This window comes from Desulfomonile tiedjei (genome assembly GCA_016212925.1).
GTDB lineage: Bacteria > Desulfobacterota > Desulfomonilia > Desulfomonilales > Desulfomonilaceae > JACRDF01.
On sequence record JACRDF010000048.1, the window covers coordinates 208,072 to 227,465 of the forward strand.

General features: G+C 52.6%; 21 protein-coding genes. 10 read left to right on the forward strand and 11 right to left on the reverse strand.

Translation table 11 applies throughout. The features are described 5' to 3' along the window. Nucleotides 1-239: 239 nt before the first annotated feature. The 4 genes from HY913_21715 to HY913_21730 form a co-directional block, all read right to left on the reverse strand. Complete coding sequence (locus HY913_21715) at nucleotides 240-773, reverse strand: IS5 family transposase (protein ID MBI4965911.1); 534 nt, start codon at nucleotides 771-773, stop codon at nucleotides 240-242. A gap of 274 nt (nucleotides 774-1,047) precedes the next feature. Beyond that, nucleotides 1,048-1,716, reverse strand: a complete 669-nt coding sequence (locus HY913_21720) for a DUF47 family protein (GenBank protein ID MBI4965912.1) — start codon at nucleotides 1,714-1,716, stop codon at nucleotides 1,048-1,050. Between the two features lie 11 nt (nucleotides 1,717-1,727). Then, nucleotides 1,728-2,957, reverse strand: a complete 1,230-nt coding sequence (locus HY913_21725) for an inorganic phosphate transporter (protein ID MBI4965913.1) — start codon at nucleotides 2,955-2,957, stop codon at nucleotides 1,728-1,730. Between the two features lie 510 nt (nucleotides 2,958-3,467). Continuing rightward, entirely contained in the window at nucleotides 3,468-3,638 is a 171-nt protein-coding gene (locus tag HY913_21730) for a hypothetical protein (protein ID MBI4965914.1), read from the reverse strand. A gap of 387 nt (nucleotides 3,639-4,025) precedes the next feature. On the opposite strand from HY913_21730, the gene HY913_21735 reads away from it, so the two are divergent. Beyond that, on the forward strand, nucleotides 4,026-4,949 hold the full coding sequence (locus HY913_21735) for an IS1595 family transposase (protein ID MBI4965915.1): 924 nt from the start codon (nucleotides 4,026-4,028) through the stop codon (nucleotides 4,947-4,949). Nucleotides 4,950-4,969: 20 nt separating this feature from the next. Next, nucleotides 4,970-5,143, forward strand: a complete 174-nt coding sequence (locus tag HY913_21740; protein ID MBI4965916.1) for a hypothetical protein — start codon at nucleotides 4,970-4,972, stop codon at nucleotides 5,141-5,143. On the opposite strand, the gene HY913_21745 is transcribed toward HY913_21740, so the two are convergent. Next, nucleotides 5,096-6,001, reverse strand: a complete 906-nt coding sequence (locus HY913_21745; GenBank protein ID MBI4965917.1) for a hypothetical protein — start codon at nucleotides 5,999-6,001, stop codon at nucleotides 5,096-5,098. The two genes, HY913_21740 and HY913_21745, sit on opposite strands and share 48 nt — an antisense overlap. A gap of 112 nt (nucleotides 6,002-6,113) precedes the next feature. On the opposite strand from HY913_21745, the gene HY913_21750 reads away from it, so the two are divergent. The 3 genes from HY913_21750 (at nucleotide 6,114) to HY913_21760 (ending at nucleotide 7,664) form a co-directional block, all read left to right on the forward strand. Next, nucleotides 6,114-6,629: a hypothetical protein gene (locus HY913_21750; protein ID MBI4965918.1), complete on the forward strand. Its 516-nt coding sequence runs from the start codon at nucleotides 6,114-6,116 to the stop codon at nucleotides 6,627-6,629. A 184-nt stretch (nucleotides 6,630-6,813) separates the two neighbouring features. Continuing rightward, nucleotides 6,814-7,062 carry a hypothetical protein gene (locus HY913_21755; protein ID MBI4965919.1) on the forward strand — a complete coding sequence of 83 codons (249 nt, stop codon included), beginning with the start codon at nucleotides 6,814-6,816 and terminating at the stop codon, nucleotides 7,060-7,062. A gap of 56 nt (nucleotides 7,063-7,118) precedes the next feature. Then, entirely contained in the window at nucleotides 7,119-7,664 is a 546-nt protein-coding gene (locus HY913_21760) for a hypothetical protein (protein ID MBI4965920.1), read from the forward strand. Here HY913_21760 and HY913_21765 read toward each other — a convergent pair. Genes HY913_21765 through HY913_21775 form a run of 3 tightly spaced genes read right to left on the reverse strand, consistent with a single transcriptional unit; the run spans nucleotide 7,658 to nucleotide 10,954 of the window. Further along, complete coding sequence (locus HY913_21765) at nucleotides 7,658-9,115, reverse strand: B12-binding domain-containing radical SAM protein (GenBank protein MBI4965921.1); 1,458 nt, start codon at nucleotides 9,113-9,115, stop codon at nucleotides 7,658-7,660. The genes HY913_21760 and HY913_21765 overlap by 7 nt on opposite strands. After that, nucleotides 9,115-10,152 (reverse strand): glycosyltransferase, encoded by a 1,038-nt coding sequence (locus HY913_21770; GenBank protein MBI4965922.1) that lies wholly within the window; start codon nucleotides 10,150-10,152, stop codon nucleotides 9,115-9,117. Before HY913_21770 ends, HY913_21765 begins: the two co-directional genes overlap by 1 nt. A 25-nt stretch (nucleotides 10,153-10,177) precedes the next feature. Further along, nucleotides 10,178-10,954 carry an ankyrin repeat domain-containing protein gene (locus HY913_21775; GenBank protein MBI4965923.1) on the reverse strand — a complete coding sequence of 259 codons (777 nt, stop codon included), beginning with the start codon at nucleotides 10,952-10,954 and terminating at the stop codon, nucleotides 10,178-10,180. An 83-nt stretch (nucleotides 10,955-11,037) separates the two neighbouring features. On the opposite strand from HY913_21775, the gene HY913_21780 reads away from it, so the two are divergent. After that, a complete protein-coding gene (locus HY913_21780) occupies nucleotides 11,038-12,288 on the forward strand; it encodes a glycosyltransferase (protein MBI4965924.1) in 1,251 nt (416 codons plus the stop codon). Nucleotides 12,289-12,623: 335 nt separating this feature from the next. Then, the gene (locus tag HY913_21785) at nucleotides 12,624-13,511 is read left to right on the forward strand and encodes a methyltransferase domain-containing protein (GenBank protein ID MBI4965925.1); all 888 of its coding nucleotides are present in this window, start codon (nucleotides 12,624-12,626) and stop codon (nucleotides 13,509-13,511) included. On the opposite strand, the gene HY913_21790 is transcribed toward HY913_21785, so the two are convergent. After that, nucleotides 13,458-14,141: a histidine phosphatase family protein gene (locus HY913_21790; protein ID MBI4965926.1), complete on the reverse strand. Its 684-nt coding sequence runs from the start codon at nucleotides 14,139-14,141 to the stop codon at nucleotides 13,458-13,460. The two genes, HY913_21785 and HY913_21790, sit on opposite strands and share 54 nt — an antisense overlap. 563 nt (nucleotides 14,142-14,704) lie before the next feature. On the opposite strand from HY913_21790, the gene HY913_21795 reads away from it, so the two are divergent. From HY913_21795 to HY913_21805, 3 genes are all read left to right on the forward strand, one after another. Continuing rightward, entirely contained in the window at nucleotides 14,705-15,784 is a 1,080-nt protein-coding gene (locus tag HY913_21795; protein MBI4965927.1) for an XdhC family protein, read from the forward strand. A 223-nt stretch (nucleotides 15,785-16,007) separates the two neighbouring features. Next, the gene (locus HY913_21800; GenBank protein MBI4965928.1) at nucleotides 16,008-16,790 is read left to right on the forward strand and encodes a glycosyltransferase family 2 protein; all 783 of its coding nucleotides are present in this window, start codon (nucleotides 16,008-16,010) and stop codon (nucleotides 16,788-16,790) included. A 685-nt stretch (nucleotides 16,791-17,475) separates the two neighbouring features. Then, complete coding sequence (locus HY913_21805) at nucleotides 17,476-18,480, forward strand: hypothetical protein (protein ID MBI4965929.1); 1,005 nt, start codon at nucleotides 17,476-17,478, stop codon at nucleotides 18,478-18,480. Between the two features lie 282 nt (nucleotides 18,481-18,762). Here the strand turns inward: HY913_21805 and HY913_21810 are convergent, their stop codons facing one another. Both HY913_21810 and HY913_21815 read right to left on the reverse strand, forming a co-directional pair. Next, nucleotides 18,763-19,047 (reverse strand): hypothetical protein, encoded by a 285-nt coding sequence (locus tag HY913_21810; protein MBI4965930.1) that lies wholly within the window; start codon nucleotides 19,045-19,047, stop codon nucleotides 18,763-18,765. Between the two features lie 14 nt (nucleotides 19,048-19,061). Next, on the reverse strand, nucleotides 19,062-19,373 hold the full coding sequence (locus tag HY913_21815; protein MBI4965931.1) for a hypothetical protein: 312 nt from the start codon (nucleotides 19,371-19,373) through the stop codon (nucleotides 19,062-19,064). Nucleotides 19,374-19,394 lie beyond the last annotated feature (21 nt).

Genomic DNA, 19,394 nt, shown 5'->3' on the forward strand with positions numbered 1-19,394 from the left:
GATCTGAAGGAAAGCCTCGTACATGCCGACCTGATGCTCGTAACGGACTACGATGCGTCGAAAGTTGCCAAGCCAACTGAAAGTTCTCTCGACTGTATATCGTCTCCTGTAGCGATCCCATAGTCGGTCATCTTGTCTGTTAACATTCCTGTGGTTGCGTCGATGAGGAGAAAGCAGATTGATACCCCGTTTCCTGAGTCTCTTGCGCAAGGGATCGCTGTCGTACGCCTTGTCTCCAATTACTCTCTTCGGCCGAGTCCGCGGTCTGCCCGGCCCCGCTTTGGGGACTTTGATTTGCTGGAGTGTCTTTTCGGCGAGCCTGACCTCTGCTGGCGAAGCAGAGTCGGTATGGCTTCCCAGAGGAATACCCTTGCCATCGACCACCACCATGAGCTTTGTTCCCTTTCCCCTTTTGGTCTTTCCGACCGCTGGACCCCTTTTTTTGCCGGGAAGAAGCTCGCATCGATGAATGATTCTTCCCAATCAAGCACGCCCTTGGCATCCAGCTCCGAAAGAAAGGCCCTCCACATATCCTTGAGAACTTCGGCCTCGTACCATTGTTTCAGGCGACGCCAGCACGTTGAAGGATGCGTATACTTGTCAGGGAGGTCCTTCCACCGGGCTCCCGTCTTGAGTATCCAGAGGATTCCCTCAAAGACCAAGCGGTCATCCGCCCTGGGCCGACCTCCTTTCGGTCGAGGAGGGGACTTGGGAATGAGGGGCTCGATCTTCTTCCATTGCTCATCGGTCAGGTACACGACTCGTTTGCTCACCGGACTTACCTCCGGTGAGATGAATATACCAAAAACATAGGGAGTACAAGGGCTTATTTCATACGCGATATCACGCGGTTACATGCCATCCGAGGTTTTGCAACCGCTTCTAGTCGTTTTACTCCTCGCAAGGACAACCCTGAGCCCGCTCCAGGGGCAAAACCCCGGAACCATGTTTCGTGGCTTGGGCAATTATTGCGGAGTTAAGGAAACAATCCTTTGTGCAACTGCCATAATTATTCCAAAGCAAAATAATGCCACTTTCCAACCAGCGTCATCTGGCTATCATGGCCCTCATCATGTCCGAAGAATTTTCCAGGTGATCGGCAATATCACCGGTAGTTTCGACCAGCCGAATCATCAGGAAATAGGTTCTCGGGGGAATGCTTTGGTCCGCGCAAAGTCGAATAAATAGGGTCTTTTCCAGATCATCCGACTCCTTTTCTCGGAATCGGATTTCCCTGATGATATCCTTCACTGCGATACGATCTTGTTCCATGCGGCTCCTAAAATAATTGTGCGCTCGCAGGACCATTTCCGGTAATAAGCCTAGGTAATCTCCTACCTCTTTCACAAGTAAGATGTAGTCTCGTTGGATCTCGGGCGGCAAAACCAGGTCGCAATAGGACATCCAATACAAGGAGTTTTTTACGCAATCAACCACCTTGTCCGCTTCTCTCAGAAAGGTGAAAAACACCGATTTTTCCACAGGCATGAGTATGGAAGCAGGCAGGTGGGCACGGATATTTCGTTTCAGGCGATCGGCTTCCGCTTCGATATCGCGTATCTCCTCTTTGAGGAACTCGAATTTATTGCGATCAGGCTTGAAATAGGCTTGCACCGCCTCAACGAAGAGAGGGCCGCACTGTGCAACCTTCACCGCGTGCTTGAAAGTGTTTTCAAAAGGTGAGCGTTTTAGCAAGTTTGACAATACGATTCTCATAATCGACCTCCCTAAAAGAGGGCTGAGAGTAGTAGGTAGATTACCACCGATGTGGCCGCGGCCACCGGCACGGTGATAATCCAGTAAACCATGATCCTTGCGAGAATAGCGAGGTCAAGCAGGCCCTGCAATCCCCTAGCCAGCCCGACTCCAACATACGCTCCTACGGCCGCGTGAGTGGTGGATACCGGGAGCCCCATCATGGAGGCAATAAGGATCACCGACGCAGCGGAGAATTCCACGGTGAATCCGCGTACGCTAGTCAGTTCGGTTATTTTTGAGCCCATGGTCTCGATGACCCTGTAGCCCCACGTCCAAATTCCGAGGCAAATAGCGGCCCCGCCAAATGCGAGCAAGGCCACCGGCACCGGTGCCTGCTCAGCCACGGACCCAGTCGAGTATATATAGTAGATTCCCGCCAATGGCCCCATAGCATTGGCCACATCATTGGCTCCGTTGCCAAATGAGACATAACAAGAAGTCATTACCTGCAAGTAACGGAAAATCTCCTCTGCCACGCCCAGCTTTCCCTTGAGAAGCATGGCCCGCAAGGTAAAGAAACAGACCAAATACCCGAGAATAGCCGTGGCGCAGGGGATGATCACAACTCCGATTCCGTGGATGCCAAGTTTCTGGCCCAGGGGGGTCTCAAGGAACAAAGCAAGAGTCATGATGAAAACCGTTGCCGCCACGAGCACCGGGCTCGTCATCACCGCTCCTTTGGCGGTGTCCATCCGGCTGAGAATGGCCTTATCAATGAACTTGATTAGTAAGAACGCGGCTAACCCGCTCAAGAGCGGAGACAACACCCATGACGCTACAATGTATGCCACCTGCCCCCAGTGCACCGAACTGGGACCGCCAGCGACAAGGCCTATCCCGATCATTGCTCCGACAATGGAATGAGTAGTGGAAACCGGCAAGTTCCTGTACGTGGATAGACAAACCCAAAGCGAGGCAGCCATCAGGGCTGAAAGAAGGCCTATCCAAATCATCTTCGGATCGCCTATGGCCTGTGAGTCAACGATTCCTTTTCGAATCGTCTGCGCAACGTGAGATCCCACAAAAGTGGCGCCCAAAAAGGTTAAGACTGTGGCCAACACGAGGGCCTGTCTGAGCGTGATGACCTTGGCTCCAACAGCGGAGGCCATTGCATTGGCACAATCGTTGGCCCCTATGTTCCAGGCCATGTACGCGCCCGCAAGGACACTCAATATAAGGAGGTACAGCTCTACCGTCATAGCCCCTCAATTTGCCTTCCTTCCGCCCGAAGGCTCAACGTCAGGCGGAAGAATGACAAAAATGCGGCTCGCGCGGCTGCATAACAAAAAACACCGCTTTATGCCAAGCCGCACAACAGCCCAGAGATCTTCGTTTGGCGCTGTTTACCCGATTTGTGAACAGAACCGTCTACCGCGAATGGGCCGGTAAATTAACACAGAAAAGATTGTTATGGAATTGTTAAGAGAGTGTGAAGAATGAAAAGTTTCGACGTTTCAGGAAGCAGCATTTTGTGCACTCGTGGTCTTAAACAGGGCTTCTCCGGCAGAGCTTTCTTGTGCAAGGTTTTCCCGGACCTTTCCTGATCTCAACCCAGCCTGATGTTCTGTCTTTCCGTTGGCGTAATTGACACGAACTCCTCCTCTCTCCCGCTCGCTTGAAACCTTCAAAGGCAGAGTAAGGTACATCCTTGCTCGCTTCCGCGAGAGATCGCCCTTTGGTCCTTGCGGTAATGGGCCTAAATCAGCCCCTTACTTGCCGTCAAAAATCAGCTTCGGCACATCGAAGGGCATGGGGCCATTTTCCTTGATCCAGGGTTGGTTTTGCTGCTTCCACGCCTCCACTTTGTCCAGCCTCAACTGTTCGGATGCCCGAGCGTCTTCCACGAACTTCAACCTGTCGTAAGACCCTTTTTCTTTCATTGGCCCCCTCCTGAGGTTGCTTCGGGTTAGAGTGAGTTCATGGATTCCGGGAAGCGTTCGCAAACATTCAGGAGGTCCTGAACGAGGGGCAGAGAAGAGGAAAGGTATTCTTGGCAGGCAAACGTTGCTCCGGCCTGTCTTCGAGCGCTTCCAAGTTATTGAAACCGTCTCGCGTTACAGTTGCCGTGACAGATATAATGCCCCTAAAAACATGATAACAGGTACGTTGGTAGAGTCAATTGATAAAACGGAGCCAATCTTGCGTCCCGTTCGAGCCATCAGTAGAAAATGCTTCCAAATCCCCCCATACCCCCTTTATAAACGCGATATTATACTTGACAACCCCACTGCCTTGTGTTAAATTAGGTCCAGATAAGGGGGACTGCCATGAAAAACTCAATTATTTCCCACCCAAGATTCCATAACGAAGAGGCCGCGTACGCGTACGTTGAAGGGTTGCTTTGGCCCAAAGGCCCCGTTTGCCCCCATTGCGGCGCTACCAAGCGAATCGGCAAGTTGCATGGCAAAAGCTACCGAAAGGGGCTTTACAAGTGCTATGTATGCCGGAAGCAGTTCACTGTCAAGATCGGGACTATTTTCGAGGACAGCCACGTTCCGCTTGACGTGTGGGTATCAGCGATCTATCTGATTGCCGCGTCAAAGAAGGGAATCAGCGCGAATCAACTCCATCGCACCCTGGGCGTTACCCTTAAGACTGCGTGGTTCATGGGGCATCGTATCCGTGAAGCTATGAGAAGTGGCGACCTGGCTCCCTTTGGCGCAAATGGGGGAAGCGTCGAGTCTGACGAGACTTTTATTTGGAATGAACCGGGGGCAGAAATAAAGCCCGGAACCGGTCACAAGCGCAAAGTCTTGTCACTCATTGACCGTGATTCGCGCTCGGCGCGCAGCTTCGTGGTTGACAGTATAAACGCTAAGACTCTCGTGCCCATTCTCAAAGAAAACATCGACAAAGAGGCCCGCGTACTGACTGACGAGGGCGGACAATATCGTTACCTCAAAGATCATTTTGCAGACCATCAGGTTGTTTGCCACCGTCGAGGCGAGTATGTTTCAGCGGAAGACAAGGGAATTCATGTCAACTGCGCTGAAGGCTTCTTTTCCATCTTCAAGCGTGGCATGAAGGGTGTTTATCAGCATTGCAAGAAAGAGCATCTGCACCGCTATCTTGCGGAATTCGATTTCAGGTATAATAATCGTTGTGGTAAGGGAATTCCTGACACCGAGAGAGCCGCCATACTCCTGAAAGGCGTAGCGGGAAGGCGGTTAACCTATCAAACGACTAATTGACAAGGAGAAGCAAAAAGGCAATGGGCAGAAAGAAGAAACCTGAACCGGATGATCTGGAAAGATCCGCTCGGTTCATAGAGACTGCCGAGCGGATTCAGGCTGAGGACGCAGAAGAAAGATTTGAAGAGGCTATGAAGCGGATTTTGTCAAAATGCAAAGATCCTGAAGAACAACCAAAGGCTGAAGAAGCCTGATAACACTGAAAAGTCTTCAGTGAATGTTTGGACTGCTCTAATGATTTTTTCTGCTTCTTCTTTCGTATAGGTTGCCTTTGGATGCATTGTCCTGTTTCGCCAAGTGATTCTTACTGTGTCAAGGGAAGCAATTACGGCCTCATACCGCACCCTCATGTCATTTTTTTCATTGGGATAACGTTTTTTGATTGGCCCTCTCATATTATTAAGAATGTAGCCCCACTCTTTCTCACGGGTTATTTTTTCAGGCAAGCCAAGATCATCTCCCATTTTTTGAACATATCGCTCTACAATGCGCATTAGATGAAACACGCATGCTGTATAGCGGCCAAGTGCGAAACAATTCCCGGCCTCTGTTGCATCTTCAATTAATTCAGGCCACCACTCTGTAATCTGTTTTCCCAGAATAGTGCCTGGAAGTTCATAGTATTGGGCAGACGACGACAAGAGCATCATAAAAAGCCTGTCATTTAATTCATCGTTGAATCGCTTAATCAATTCACGAATATCACATTCAACGCGCTCAGCTTGCGCTGCTGGGTTATCCTTCAAATAATTCGCAAGCCTTTGGGCTGCCTTACTAGCTAATGGCAATTCCATTGCTTCAAAATCATCAACAAGTTCGGATAGTTTTAATCCTTCAAGGAGCTGATCTCCATTGGTGGGCGGAACATTGGCACCTTGTGCCCGCTTTGCAGCGAACAACATAGCACTAAAGCTAGACAGCCTCTGACAAGTCGCAGCGAATGATTTAGCGTATATGTGCAACATGTCCCATAAACTCACGAGCTTGTATGGTTGCCAAAAAGGATCTTCGCGCAACCCCTTGTGATTGCGCAACTGAAAAGATAAGTTCATGGCAATCTGTATTTTGTTTCGCGATTTCCGCATGTTATCCTTGACCTTTCCCGTTATACTCAGTATGTTAAGGCCATTTAGGCCCTAATAAATGATAAGGTCGGAGGTTGACATGTCCTCTCCAGATCCTTCTTTATTAACCCTTGTCGCTACGATTTCTGGCCCCAGCATAGCCATTATTCTCTCCTTCGGGTTTTCCATTTGGTATCAGTACTATAGACGAAAACTCGAAGCCCAGCAGAGACTTTTTGAAGTGCTCATGGCTTACCGCGCAGGAGGTTTCCAATCGTCCGAGTTGGTGAATTCATTGAATTTGATTGATGTAATATTTGCCAACAAGCCACGCATAATAGAATTGTGGCATAATTATTACAATTTAAGCTCTCAACAATCTCGTCCTGGAAATGAGGGGCTTCTTCATTACGCTTACCTTGATCTACTTTCAGGAATTGCGAAGTCTCTCCGGTACCCTTTAACTCAAACTGACGTTGCAAGGCATTATAATCCAGAGGCATATGCTGAGCCCCTCGTGTTAGAATACCAAATTCGACATGAACTACTCCGGGTCTTGAAGGATACCGCCCGTATCGCAGTCGATAAGCAAGAGAACGAAGCGCCCCCATCATGATTTACCCCCGTTTAGAAAAAATGGGGTTGTCAAATACAACAACCCGCTTATAAAGGGGGGATTAAGGGTGGATTTGGCGGTCTCTCCGGTGGAACGACATTTTGAAACCTTCGGGGTCTCATAGGCGGTTTTGTGATATCATTCACATAATTCCAAAGACCGGCGACGAGGGTGAGTAAACGACATGAAAAAAGACCCGGCGAAAGACGAAAACCTGGCTGAAATCGACGAAGCTTTTGGCCTGCTGCATCAAAAAAGATCAATGGAAACGGTGTGTAACGAGGCGAAAGATCGCGACAAAGAGTGGAAACAAAGAGATCCCGAAGGATATAAAAAAGATATGGAAAACATGTGCAGGCAGATGTTTGGTGAGAAATGGCAAGTCGAATACGAGACCATGTTAAGAGGGGAGTTTCCGGAGGAGTTCTCTTGACTTGGAATTGTAGCAAACCACAGCCGATAAGACTCCCCCTCTTGAGAGCAGTGCTCATGGCAGTTGCCATCACAGGTTTGGCCAGCACCGCGCTTGGGGACGGCAATCCCGCGGATTCCTTGAGTCAGCAAGAAAAACCCATTTTTGAATACAGCTTCAATTTGCAGCCATCCATGCAGTTTGAAGGCAAGTACTCCATTGTGGACCGGAACACGGGCAATATCATTGGATCATCGTTGTGGGACGATGTGCGAAGGCGGTTCACTCTGTTCGACGCCAAGGGGAAATACGCGGGTTTCATCCAGGCATCCATGACGGAGCCCCAGGCACCGAAAATCTACAAGCAATATCTCGCGTACGACCATAACAACAACTACCAGGGCGTGATCATTAAAGACGTGGGAGGCATGCCGCTGTCTCCAACTGCATTGCCGCCACTGTCCGGAGCGATCGGCGAACCCCAACCGAGGCCTCTCGGAAACGAATTGCGCGGGCAATGGCAGTTCTTCCGAATAGGGAACGTCGCCATAGAAGACGTGCCTGAGGTGGAGCCGAAGATTTTGCCATGGTACGTCGAGGAAATCCTGGACGAGAATCAGTGATTCGAACGAGCATTGTACCCACGAGCGAATTCGACGAAATCCTCATACGCGGCGTCCAAATCGTAACCCAATCGCTCTGAATGAGTTGCCATCCCTTGATGGAACCATCTATACCATCGGTCGATCTTCATGGGGTCTTCGGGAATCAGCTTCTCGAAGATGTCAGTGCCGGGGTAAGGCGTAACCATGTTTATTTCAACGTGGTCGGGCTGAACTTCCAGTATCAGCTTCTTGGAGAGTTCTATATCTTCCGGAGTCTCTTCGGGCAGCCCAATCATAAAAAAGCCGTGTGAGTGGATTCCTGCTTCTCTCAACAGCTTAACGGCTCTCTTCACGTCCTCGTTCGTCTCTCCCTTGCGAATCATCTTCAGAATTCGCGGACTCCCGCTTTCAATCCCCAAGGTCACACGCCGGAAATTAGCTTCCCGCATCCGGGTGACCAGGTTTTCATCAAGGGTGTCCGCGCGCACCCCACCGGTGAATTCGAAGCAATTGAGCCCGCGGAGAACAATTTCATCCAGGAGCTGCAACGTGCGTTGCTTGTTCACTGTGAAGGTATCATCCACCACTTTTACAACCCACCGGCCGGGTCGGTGGTCAAAGGAGTCCTTGGTTATCGAAGCGCTCGATTGAGGCGGGGATTGTTCATCCAAGGCCTCGGCCCGGTCTTTGAGCATTTGCAGCTCCTCGATTATGCAAGACACCGAACGTAGCCTGACCTTTCGACCCCAAATATTCCTGGAAGCGCAGTAAGCGCAATTGAAAGGGCAGCCTCGGCCTGTGAGGATCACCTCACCGAAATAATTTGACCGGTCGATGAAAGAGCGGTCCGGTATCGGCAGATCGTCCACCGAAACGATCAGTTTCCCCTTGGGGTTCACGACTATGCGATCATGGTTTCGCCACGCAAGTGACGGAATCGCTTCGAGAGATCCTTTCCCGCCGATCGCATCGAGGACGCGGAGCAACGTTGGTTCCCCTTCACCAATGGCGGCCATGTCCGCAGCCGTGTAATTGAGGCTCTGCTCCGGGAGCACCGTAGGATGGCTCCCTCCGAGAATGACGGGAATCTTGTGTTTTTTGAGCCTGGCCACCATGAGGCGGGCAGTATCCATGTTTCCGGAATTACACGTGATGCCCACAAGATTCGGGTCTTCGGCAAGAACGCGGCGCTCCATTTCCACCCAGAGAGCGTGTTCGGGATTACCTAGCACCTCCACCATCCGAGGAATTCCCTCGTGCATCAAAATTGCAGGGTCTTGTGCGGACGAACCGAGCGGTTCCAGGCCGGGAACCGAAATGTTTTCACCATCCACGATTGCGGCTTCATGGCCGCCCTTGTCCCTGGCGTACGTGGCCAAATAAAGCAGGTTCAGAGGATAGGTCTTCATTTTCGGCGTGGTGACCCCGAAAAGGGCATAGAACGGTGGCCGCACGAGCACAACTTTCATTATTTGAGTATCCTATTGAACAATTCCACGTAGGTCTCGACACGTCTGTCCCACGAATGTTCTTCGGCCATAAAGGACATTACCTGTTCGCGCCTTTCCGTGGGAGGGTTTTCAAGCAGGTCCAACGCTTTTTGGACCAGCATATCCATGTCGCCGAAATCAAAGGTCTCTCCGTATTGAGTCTGACGTACAAGATCATTATTAAGAATGGGCTCCTCTGACAGCACTGGAAGCCCACCCCTGAGATAGTTCAGGATTTTGGACACATCATTGTCAAAGCCATGCGGTCCGGTTGCCACGGCCAAACCCATGGCCGCGTGCCGGATATAATCCCACACATCCGATTCGCTGCGTTCGCCGTGGTCAATAACCAGCGGGTCCAGCGAACAATCTTCGTCCCCGCCGTACAGGCAGGCCTTGTTGAGACCTACCAAATGAACCTCAGCCTTGCCGCGCAGCCTCCGGGCCGCATGATTGAGCGTGTGGACCATGCGAGGCGCGGCAAGACTACCGAGAAACAGCACTACAGGCAGATTGCGGTTAAACGGATTGCCTCTCGAAGGAGGAATAGTCGCGGGACATCCGGTCGGAGCAAGAACAATGGGCAGTTCCGAGCCGTAGAGTCCACGCCACCGATGTTCGTTCTCAATGTTGTTCAGCGCGAGAGCCGAGGCACGAGTTCTGATGCGCTCCTGGCAGGAAAGCAGTGTTGCCCGAAAAGCGTCATCGCGTTCAGGCAGTTTGTGGTCCACGACTCTCACTATCCGGGAGACCACAGGTCCCTTGTGGTCTTCCACAAGCATGATCGACTGGTGATAGCAAGTCTTGACTAGATCGTACCGGCCGGACTGCCTTAGAACCGACAGCGCGCGTACCGGAATCCCTTCCTCCAGCTCCCTCTCTCTTTCAACCGGAGCTACAATTTCCACCTCGATTCCTTTTCCGGTCAGCGCTGTTGCCACCGCGCGCAACCGCACCAGATCAATGCCCGTTGGCGGACCAAAAGGATTCTTGTGAAAGACTATGCCGACTCGCATAAACCGCTCCGAGGCCAAAAGCCCATCATTTCATTTGCCGCCTGGTTTTTCTGGATTTCGCTCCGTGCGCTTTGAGGTGTTCCACGATTTGGGTGTGGCCCCCTTCAGAAGCCAGCGACAATGCCGTGGAGCCTTTGTTTGTCATTGCATTGACGTGGGCGCCTTTTTGCAGAAGTAGCCTGACAACGGTAAGGTGGCCCTCTTCGGACGCTTCCATTAGAGCCGTCCGGCCATCGAAATATGTAGATGCGTTGACAGCCGCTCCTCTTGCCAAAAGCATTTTTACAACTCGCAAGTGACCTGCATTGGAAGCGGTCATTAATGTGGTCATGTCACTGTCGTCCCTAGCGTTGCCATCAGCCCCTTTGTCCAGAAGCAGGCTCACAATCGCAAGGTGACCGTTGACGCAAGCCTTCATCAATGCTGTCATGCCATAATTATTCTTTGCATCGACCTCAGCTCCTTTTTCCAAAAGGAGTCTCACGGCCTCGAGTTGACCCTTGTCAGAAGCCCACATCAGTGGAGTCATCCCAAAGTCATCCTTAGCGTTAACCCCAGTGCCCTGGTTCAGAAGCGTTTTGACCACAGCCAGGTCCCCACCTGCCGCTGCTCGTGTGAGTTGCGCGTTCTTAGAGGCATCGGCCCCTGCGATTGAAAGGGAAGGCAGCAGGGTCAAAACCAAAATCATAGCCAGCGACCGCGTCAGGAACGTGAGAATGCGTGTTGGCCAGGAATTCAAAAGATGGCGGGCACAGCCCGCCCTACGAACTTTCATGGCGTTGGTGATCACGGTATGGTGCATTACGAACCTCCGCGCAATGGTTGGCGACGCAAGGGGCAGGACATCTATTCTTGTTCCTCTCCGGTTCATCCGATGGTAGAAAGATGATTACAACGATACCTGACGGCAACATTCCCGAAAAGGGAAAAAGCGATCAATACATGAACCCGGCTGAAAAACCTGGCAAGAAGATCTGCATAGCTACACCCGAATTCCCCCCGGAGCAATGGGGCGGCCTCGCGCGGACGGTGGAACGGGTAGCCCGTCACGCGGCTGACATGGGATTGGACGTTCACGTTGCTCACCTGGTGGTGGATTCCACCGGGCCGGTACTTCTCGATGAAAACCGGGAAACCCGAACTGTTGGCGGGATCACGGTCCACCGGATACGAGTCGGCAAAGAAACCATGACCGATTCGCCGCGAGAGCTTTGGGATTGCCCGCACAACATGACTTTGCAGATGATGTATCAATCTCTGGAAATGCTTCATCGAGACGAGGGATTCGATCTTTTTCATTCTTTTTTTCTCTACCCTGTGGGATTTGTCGCGGGTATGCTCGCGGCCAGAATGCACGTGGCATCCATCGTCACCGTGGTCGGCAATGACATAAAGAAATACATCTTCAGCCCGGAAAAAGTAGCTGTTTGTCGGAGTGGGCTGGAAAACGCGGATATTGTGGTTGCGCTGAGCCGCGACCTGGTGGAAATGGCCCACGCGCTCACTCCAATGGAAGGCAAGGCTCGGGTAATCTACAACTCAGTGGAAATCCCCGGGGAAAGCTGGTCGCGAACGAGAAACGCGGACGATTCGTTCCGAATAGGCTGCGCGGGAATATTCAAATACGCGAAAGGGCTTCCCTATCTTTTCAAAGCCGTGGCCCAGCTAGGCTCCGTTGAGGGCCTGAGACTGGAGCTACGAGGGCAACTCCGAGATTCGGAGCGAGCCGTTTTTGAGCATATGCGTGATTCGACAGGTCTTGGAACCTTATGCCATTTGTTGGAGCCGCTAGCGCATGAACGAATACCCGAGTGGTTGCGTACCCTGGACGTGTTTGTCCTCCCGTCTCTTACCGAGGGATGCCCTAACATATTGATGGAAGCTATGGCTTCAGGCGTGCCTTCAATCGCGACGCGTACCGGCGCGGTTGAAGACCTGATGCAAGATCGCGTCTCCGGTCTGCTGGTTCCCTGGGGAGATTCCCAGGCCCTGGCAGCCGCGCTGCGTGAGATCATGGACAATCCGAGGCTGGCTCAGGAGCTTGGCAGCGCGGGAAGGACCCGAATGAAGGAATTCTCACCATCCAGGGAGAGGGAAGCGTGGGAAAAGGTGTACCGAGAGCTGCTAAGCTTCTGAGATATGACCGGCCGCGCCGCGCATGGTGCCCCACTGATGTGTGGGGAAATACCAGCGAGCCGCCTCCAGGATTGGTGTCGCTCGTATCACCTGGTCATTGCGAGGAGTCAAGTCCCCCGTTCCGCGGAAAAGCAATCTCCGTTCTTCGGTGGGACCGGCATCTTGCCGGTCATTCAAATAGACAGGCAGGAAGCCTGTCCCACCAACGGAGGAGTGCTTACGAACGCGTTTGTTGTCCCGACCGGAAGAGTGAAAGATCGACAATGGAACTGATTGCGCAATGACTGCATCATAAGAATGAGAAGTCGCGGCTTGCCCAAGCGGAAGTGTATCGCATGAATATGAACAGAAAGCTTTACCCAGAAGGCCATTGGCTGAGGTCGCAAGATCCGGAAAGGGCCCTCGAAGCCTACATGGACCAACAGTCCAAGGCTTATAGCAGGGTAAAGAACGCGTACATCCGCGATTTAGTCGGCAATCTGGAAGGCAAGCATTTCCTCGACTACGGTTGCGGCGGAGGGATGTTTGTGGTCCACGCGGCTGAAGGCGGCGCAGTGGAAGTCGTAGGGGTAGACGCGGAGAGTGGGGCCCTGGCCGCGGCCAAGCACTTTGCCCGCCGCGAAGGCGTCGAACAAGCATGCAGATTCATTCTGAGTGAGACCTTTCCTTCGCTGATCGGCAGGCCTCGCTTCGATGTCATTCTTATGAAAGACGTATTGGAACACGTTGCTGACGACGAAGATTTGCTTTTAGCGGCCAGGAAGGCCCTGGCCCCGGGCGGCTCCTTAGTGCTGAGCACCCAGAATTCGCTATCCTTGAATTATCTCCTTGAAGGCACGTACCGGCGCACTATCCAAGGAAACAAGGAGTGGTGCGGTTGGGACGACACTCATCTGCGATTCTATACACCTATGAGTCTGGGACGTAAATTGAAGCGCGCGGGTTTTGGCAGCTTTAGCTGGCGATCGGTTTACCTGGTTCCTTACAAACTGCCGGCCCTGCGGCTTTCGCACAAGGAGTTCTTAAGATTGGACGCCCTAAGCTGGATAGATAGAGCGCTGGGGAGAGTCTTCCCTTATAACCGGGTAGGGTGGAACGTTATAGTGCGTGCAAAGGTTTCCCCACTGGTTCCTCATCGAATCGACCTTGGCGAGCCGGTTCACGAAAGGCTAGCGGCTGCCCCGCTGATGGTCACCAGAGAAGCGCTCCGTTTCGACGAGTAACCCGCTGAATTCCTCCCCCGCGGCTGACTTGCCGCGAACCCTGTTGTCGCCTTCAAGCAGATAGACAATGTCGTGAGGAAACATGATCTCGATTGCCGTGTCTTCCGGCAATTCCAACCAGAGCTTCAAGAAAACACGATTGACCCCCGCGTGACCTACTACCAGAACCACCGGTGGAACGCTTTTTGTCCGAATCTCTCTAATGACCGCCGCGACCCGATTTTCCGCGTCCTCATAACTTTCCCCGTCAGGAGGCTTTTGTTGCCAGGTTTCTCTCAGCTTCCACGCGTGCTGAGTAAATTCGCTACGAGGCTTGCCTTCCCATAGGCCGCAAGAGAGTTCGGCCATGCCATCGCGCAGGGCAATTGGAAGGCCCAGAGGTTCCACGTAAATGTTGGCACTGGAAGTCGCTCTCCCAAGCGGACTGGAAAAGACTGCGGCGATGCCTTCCGGTTTCAGCATCCGTGCCATCTGTTTCGCCGTCTGTATGCCCACCTCGGTCAGCGGAGAGTCCGACCGGCCCATCACAAAGTTATCCTGATTGAAAACTGTCTGGCCGTGCCTGGCTAGAATCACTCGTTTGCCGGAAATATTCTGAATACCTCCATTGAAAGAATACTTGGCCGACATGGATCGTCGTCACGGCTTGCCCGCCGCATTATCCGGGTTGCCCGCACAAACGTCGGGGAAACCTCTCCGGTTCTCTAAGGTCGCTCTAGTTACAAAATAGGCAGTCACCGACCACCTGGCCGCCGAGTCGCTTGCATTCCGATTTCGGAATCTCCAAGCATTTCGGCTCGTCGCTCGACCGTCAGCCGCACCCCTTGAGGCAGCAGCTCACTAGTTCATAGTCGGAACTCACTGACATCGGCAGCAAAATCAGAAAAGCCATGAGGCTGAAAATCGCAAAAATCTTTTTCATACATGCCCCCGTCTTATTTCACTGAAGATATGACCCGCTTCCCGGCCAATCGCGCTTTAAGCGCAAATTTTTCCCGGAGAGGATACCACATGGCCGCGCACAGATCTAACGCGATGTTCAAGGGCCGGCATGGACGCACGCCCAGCCTTGACAACCTCCGGGTCACTGCGTATGCTGGCAGTCTAAAGTTATATTACAAACGGACGCTTTTCAATTCGGTCGTATCAGGCGCGGGGCGGCGTCTCAGTCGCCCGGGAGTGGACCAGGGAACATGCTTTCAATATGGCGAACTGCTGTTGAAGAATTCCGCAAGGGCGAGGATTTTGTGCTCGCGACCATTATATCGGTGCGAGGTTCCTCTCCAAGGCATGTGGGGACTCGTTTCCTGGTGCGGAAGAACCGCGGCATAGTTGGAACCATCGGAGGTGGCCTCCTCGAGGCCTCGGTCCAGCGATTCGCTGCTTCTGCACTGGAATCGGGCACATCTCATAGGGCGTTCTTTTCGTTCACGGGCAAGGACGCTCAATCCGCAGAAATGATTTGTGGTGGTGAAGCCGAAGTCCTGGTGGAATTTGTCAATGCGGCCGATCGGGTGAAGGAGGAGATTTTCAGCCGTTTGGAGATCGTCAGCAGGGACAAAACCTCGGGATATTTTCTCACAAGCGTTGCCATGCCTGTGGGTGGCGAAGACCCCTCGCCCGTTCAACATCTGCTGATAGATGATTCCGGGCGGCGCATCGGAGGATTTCCCGGCGACGAGACGGCCCTCAGAGCAATGCCCCAGTCGCGGCTGCTCAAACCCGCGCAGCTTCTTGAGGTGACGGGCCTCGATTATCCTGTTTTCCTTGAGTGGCTCCATCCCACGGGCACGGCGTACGTGTTCGGTGCCGGACATGTGGGCGTATGCGTGGCGCATTTGGCCGCGTATGTGGACTTCAAGGTTGTCGTGTTGGATGACCGCGCGGAGTTCGCAAATTTGGAACGGGCCCCTTCTGCAGATCAAGTCGTTGTATTGGATTCGTTCGCGAATCCTCTTGCGAATCTGCCTATTGACGAAGACAGCTACCTGGTCGTTGTCACCCGCGGGCATGCCCACGACAAGACCGTTCTGGCCGAGGCGCTCAAAACCAAAGCCGGTTACATTGGAATGATCGGCTCTCGTCGCAAGATCAACCTCATCTATCAGGCCCTGCTGGCAGAAGGATTTTCCAGGGAAGACTTGCAGAGGGTCCACGCTCCCATCGGCCTGCCCATCGGAGGAGAAACGCCCGAGGAGATAGGTGTGTCCATAATCGCGGAGATGGTGCAGATTCGTAACCGTAAGGAGCGGCTCCAGACTCTGAATGTGTAATTTTGACAACTTCTCGACAAAGGCCGGAGCGAACCGTGCCTCGGAACATCGAAAATGACGCTTCATCGGCGGACCTTGTGCTCTTGCAAGGGTAAGGCATGCCGCGTCGCTACCCGCGCCCTTTGGCGGGACACTTGGGTCAATTCCGATGAGCCTTCATATGAACGGGCCAAACCAGGAACCGCTTCCATGGGGGGCGGCCATTTAGAATGAGATCTTACAAATGCTCAGTGGGAAAAAGATAACCGTGGTGCTGCCCGCATATAACGCGGCCAAAACCTTGCACCAGACTGTTTCGGAATTGGACCGGCAAGTCGTGGATGACATCCTCCTGGTTGACGATTGCAGCGCGGACGACACGGTTGCTTTGGCCAAAGAGTTGGGCCTCCGCTGCTTCCTCCACGACAAGAATTACGGGTACGGCAGGAACCAAAAGACCTGCTATTCCGAGGCCCTGAAATCGGACGCGGACGTGATCGTCATGCTCCATCCGGATTACCAATACTCACCCAAGCTGGTTTCAGCCATGGCCGCCATGGTCGTCTCGGGGGAGTATGACGTGGTTTTGGGCTCCCGCATCCTCGGGGGAAAGGCCCACAAAAGCGGAATGCCGGTTTATAAATACATATCCAACAGACTGCTGACGCTGGTGGAAAACCTGCTCCTGGGCTCCAAACTCTCCGAATTTCATACCGGTTACCGCGCGTTTTCCCGAAAAGTGCTTGAAGAATTGCCCATCCAGGAAAACTCGGACGATTTTCTGTTCGACAACGAGATGCTTGCCCAGGCCATTTATTTCAATTTCTCCGTGGGGGAGATCTCCTGCCCCACGCGCTACTTTCCCGAGGCCTCTTCCATCAATTTTCAGCGTTCCGTGGTCTATGGGCTCGGAGTATTGTGGACTTCCGTACGTTTCCGGCTTCAGAAATGGGGCCTGGCAAGTTTCCGCATTTTTATCGGGCAACGCGGTAGCACCCTGAGAAACTACTACACCGAAGTGCGTTAATCCCCCTCCATCGTGAATCCCCACTGCTGGAACGCCGTGCAAAAAATACACCTCTTGTCGCTTCGCGACCCGCTGGTGGGACCGGCATCTTGCCGGTCATCCCAATAGACAGGCTGGAAGCCTGTCCCACCACACGTCCGGGCCACCCGGGAAGGGCAATTGCCGTCCGTAAAACCATTCCGCCAGATGGATGAATCTTGAGACCCTTTCTCCCTGCCGCCCCACGTTCACATCACCGGCTTGATCGTGCATTGGAATAACCGTTTCTCACCGTTTGAACACCAACAGCGGCCAGAGGCTCCTTCTTAATTAACCCACTACTCTCATTATAATCAGGCACTTATCACTAACCCTTAAAGTTGATATCTCTCCTTGAACCGCCTGGCTCATGCCGGAGGCATGAGTTCCTTTTTTGGTCGATCTTGGTGGGGGGGGCTATAACGAGCTATTATTACTTATCATTATAACAAAAAGGGCCTCTTGCCCTCTGCGGAGGTCTCAAAGATGACGCGTTCCGGCTCCGTATTTTGGTCGAGCAGGGAAGGCCTCGAACGGCCTCTTCTTAAACTGTTTTCTAGCTTTTCGGTATAACTTATTAAGGTTGTGGTAGATTTTTTTCTTGACAATATTTTAAATCTGGTTAATCTCCCAATTGCAAGTCATTAGAACACTGAGGGAGGGTGTTATGTTAGGAAAATACCAGAAGTACTTGTGGATTATGATTATTATCGCCGCAGTCTTCCCGGCTGTCGCGTCCGCAGACTCCGCGCCCACAAACGAAGAACTCGCTAGCGGCGCTCGGCTTGATTGCCCACCGGGATACAAGTCTATCGCGAAAGTCAAGCCGACCGAGCCCACTCCGTTGAAGGTCAAGCCAGGCATCATGTCGAAGTTCGGGGGTCTCTCCCGATACAATCCGATTACCTGGGGACCGGAATGCTATTTGCCCACGCCGGCAAAAGGGCAGTTCCTCCTTGGCCCGAAAGTGACCTTTACGAGGATGCGTGGCGATGTGCGCAAAGGGACGGAAATGCTCGGCGGTGCAGCGGCATCCGTGGTGAACTTCGAGGATCATCTGGGATTTCCCAGAAGCGGCAGGCCGATCTGGTCTATTGAGGCCTTCTATCAGCTTCGGCCGCGCTGGGGCCTCAGGTATTCCTTCACCCCGATAATGATGGAAGCGACCGCCAGTCCCAAGACAGCTTTCTCCTTCTCGGGCACGAGCTTCGCGGCTCTGACGCCGATCCACTCCAAATGGGAGCGTTATGAGCACCGAGCAGGCCTGTTATTCAACATCAGCCAGACGACCAACAGCATGACGAGCTTCTTTGCCGAATGGATGTATGTCCAGGACAGATTGAGCATCGGCGCAACCTCCGGCACGGTTTCCTCGGTAACCTGGGACACCAACAAGAGCTTGGCCGTGGCTGGTCTGGAATTTGAAAAGTGCCTGAAGAACTATCGAGGCAACACTCTCGCTCTTAACCTCAAAGGTGGGCTGGCCTTCATGAGCAACACCTTCGGTTATGAGGGAGAAATAGGGCTGAATTACATGATCCCGATCAAAGCCGGCCGTTTCGGGTTCGTCAAAGGCGGTTATCGGTATGCAAGCCTGAAAACCGATCAAGCGGCCTCGATGTTCGACACGACCATGGATGGGGCTTTCATTCAGATCGGATTTCTCTTCTGATGCAGGTTTAGCCGGTATTACCCCTATTCCTCCCCCGATTTTATTGCCCGACCGCAATTTGCATACCCTCCAAGCTCGACTTCCGGTCGGGCTTTTTTTTTGCCTCGAACCTTCCGCCGAAGAGGGAGAAACGGCTATTCCTGCCAAACCATCGTTATTCTGATTCGCCATAAAGATCACAACTTCCCAGCCAGGCGGTAGGCCTCCTTCGCTACGAACGGTTGACCTAACTCCGCTCCGGAGGCCTACCGCCTGGCTTAGGCAAACAATTGCGAAACGGTATTAATCGGCACGCACTTTGGTTAAGGCTTTCTCGATCCGTTCTACGATCTTTTCCCGGGCAAGGTCAGGGGCCTTGCATCTATCCACTTCCGGTCGCCCTTTCTGTAAATCCATATTCACGATGATTAATTCCCCTTCTTTGGCAATTATGTTGGTTTTGACTTGTTTGTCTTCAATGGTACAGACCCACTCCTCACGAGTAACTCTTACCGACGGCGTGATCCCTCGAGCGCTTGCAGCCGTCAATATGCTCGTGATTTTATCGAAAGCCTCTTCAATTTCCACGATTCTTCCCTTTCTCAGGAATATTTTCTAACCGCTTCCTCGATGTACGGTTCCGCCTTCTGCAAGTCCTCGGGCGACATTGCTGGATGTATCTCGATGCTGGCGTTCAGCCCGAGCATCCACGGTTCGCCCACTTTTGGTATTTCGGAATTGTCCTGCACGTGAAAAAAGATAAGGCCGGTCCTCTGCCGATTTTCCGCGAAGAAATAGGCCGCCTCGGGTTTCAGGTCCTCCAAAATGGACCCGATGATTTTGGACAAGCGACCTTCCTTAGCCGCCTTGTTGCCTGACTCTACAGGAATCGACACCTTTATCAAAAATCTCATGATTTGCGTCCCTCTTTTCTT

Coding starts and splice junctions, on each gene's coding strand:
- HY913_21720 (MBI4965912.1), bottom strand. CDS start 1,716: ATGAGAATCGTATTGTCAAACTTGCTAAAACGCTCACCTTTTGAAAAC.
- HY913_21725 (MBI4965913.1), bottom strand. CDS start 2,957: ATGACGGTAGAGCTGTACCTCCTTATATTGAGTGTCCTTGCGGGCGCG.
- HY913_21730 (MBI4965914.1), bottom strand. CDS start 3,638: ATGAAAGAAAAAGGGTCTTACGACAGGTTGAAGTTCGTGGAAGACGCT.
- HY913_21735 (MBI4965915.1), top strand. CDS start 4,026: ATGAAAAACTCAATTATTTCCCACCCAAGATTCCATAACGAAGAGGCC.
- HY913_21740 (MBI4965916.1), top strand. CDS start 4,970: ATGGGCAGAAAGAAGAAACCTGAACCGGATGATCTGGAAAGATCCGCT.
- HY913_21745 (MBI4965917.1), bottom strand. CDS start 6,001: ATGAACTTATCTTTTCAGTTGCGCAATCACAAGGGGTTGCGCGAAGAT.
- HY913_21750 (MBI4965918.1), top strand. CDS start 6,114: ATGTCCTCTCCAGATCCTTCTTTATTAACCCTTGTCGCTACGATTTCT.
- HY913_21755 (MBI4965919.1), top strand. CDS start 6,814: ATGAAAAAAGACCCGGCGAAAGACGAAAACCTGGCTGAAATCGACGAA.
- HY913_21760 (MBI4965920.1), top strand. CDS start 7,119: ATGGCAGTTGCCATCACAGGTTTGGCCAGCACCGCGCTTGGGGACGGC.
- HY913_21765 (MBI4965921.1), bottom strand. CDS start 9,115: ATGAAAGTTGTGCTCGTGCGGCCACCGTTCTATGCCCTTTTCGGGGTC.
- HY913_21770 (MBI4965922.1), bottom strand. CDS start 10,152: ATGCGAGTCGGCATAGTCTTTCACAAGAATCCTTTTGGTCCGCCAACG.
- HY913_21775 (MBI4965923.1), bottom strand. CDS start 10,954: ATGCACCATACCGTGATCACCAACGCCATGAAAGTTCGTAGGGCGGGC.
- HY913_21780 (MBI4965924.1), top strand. CDS start 11,038: ATGATTACAACGATACCTGACGGCAACATTCCCGAAAAGGGAAAAAGC.
- HY913_21785 (MBI4965925.1), top strand. CDS start 12,624: ATGAATATGAACAGAAAGCTTTACCCAGAAGGCCATTGGCTGAGGTCG.
- HY913_21790 (MBI4965926.1), bottom strand. CDS start 14,141: ATGTCGGCCAAGTATTCTTTCAATGGAGGTATTCAGAATATTTCCGGC.
- HY913_21795 (MBI4965927.1), top strand. CDS start 14,705: ATGCTTTCAATATGGCGAACTGCTGTTGAAGAATTCCGCAAGGGCGAG.
- HY913_21800 (MBI4965928.1), top strand. CDS start 16,008: ATGCTCAGTGGGAAAAAGATAACCGTGGTGCTGCCCGCATATAACGCG.
- HY913_21805 (MBI4965929.1), top strand. CDS start 17,476: ATGTTAGGAAAATACCAGAAGTACTTGTGGATTATGATTATTATCGCC.
- HY913_21815 (MBI4965931.1), bottom strand. CDS start 19,373: ATGAGATTTTTGATAAAGGTGTCGATTCCTGTAGAGTCAGGCAACAAG.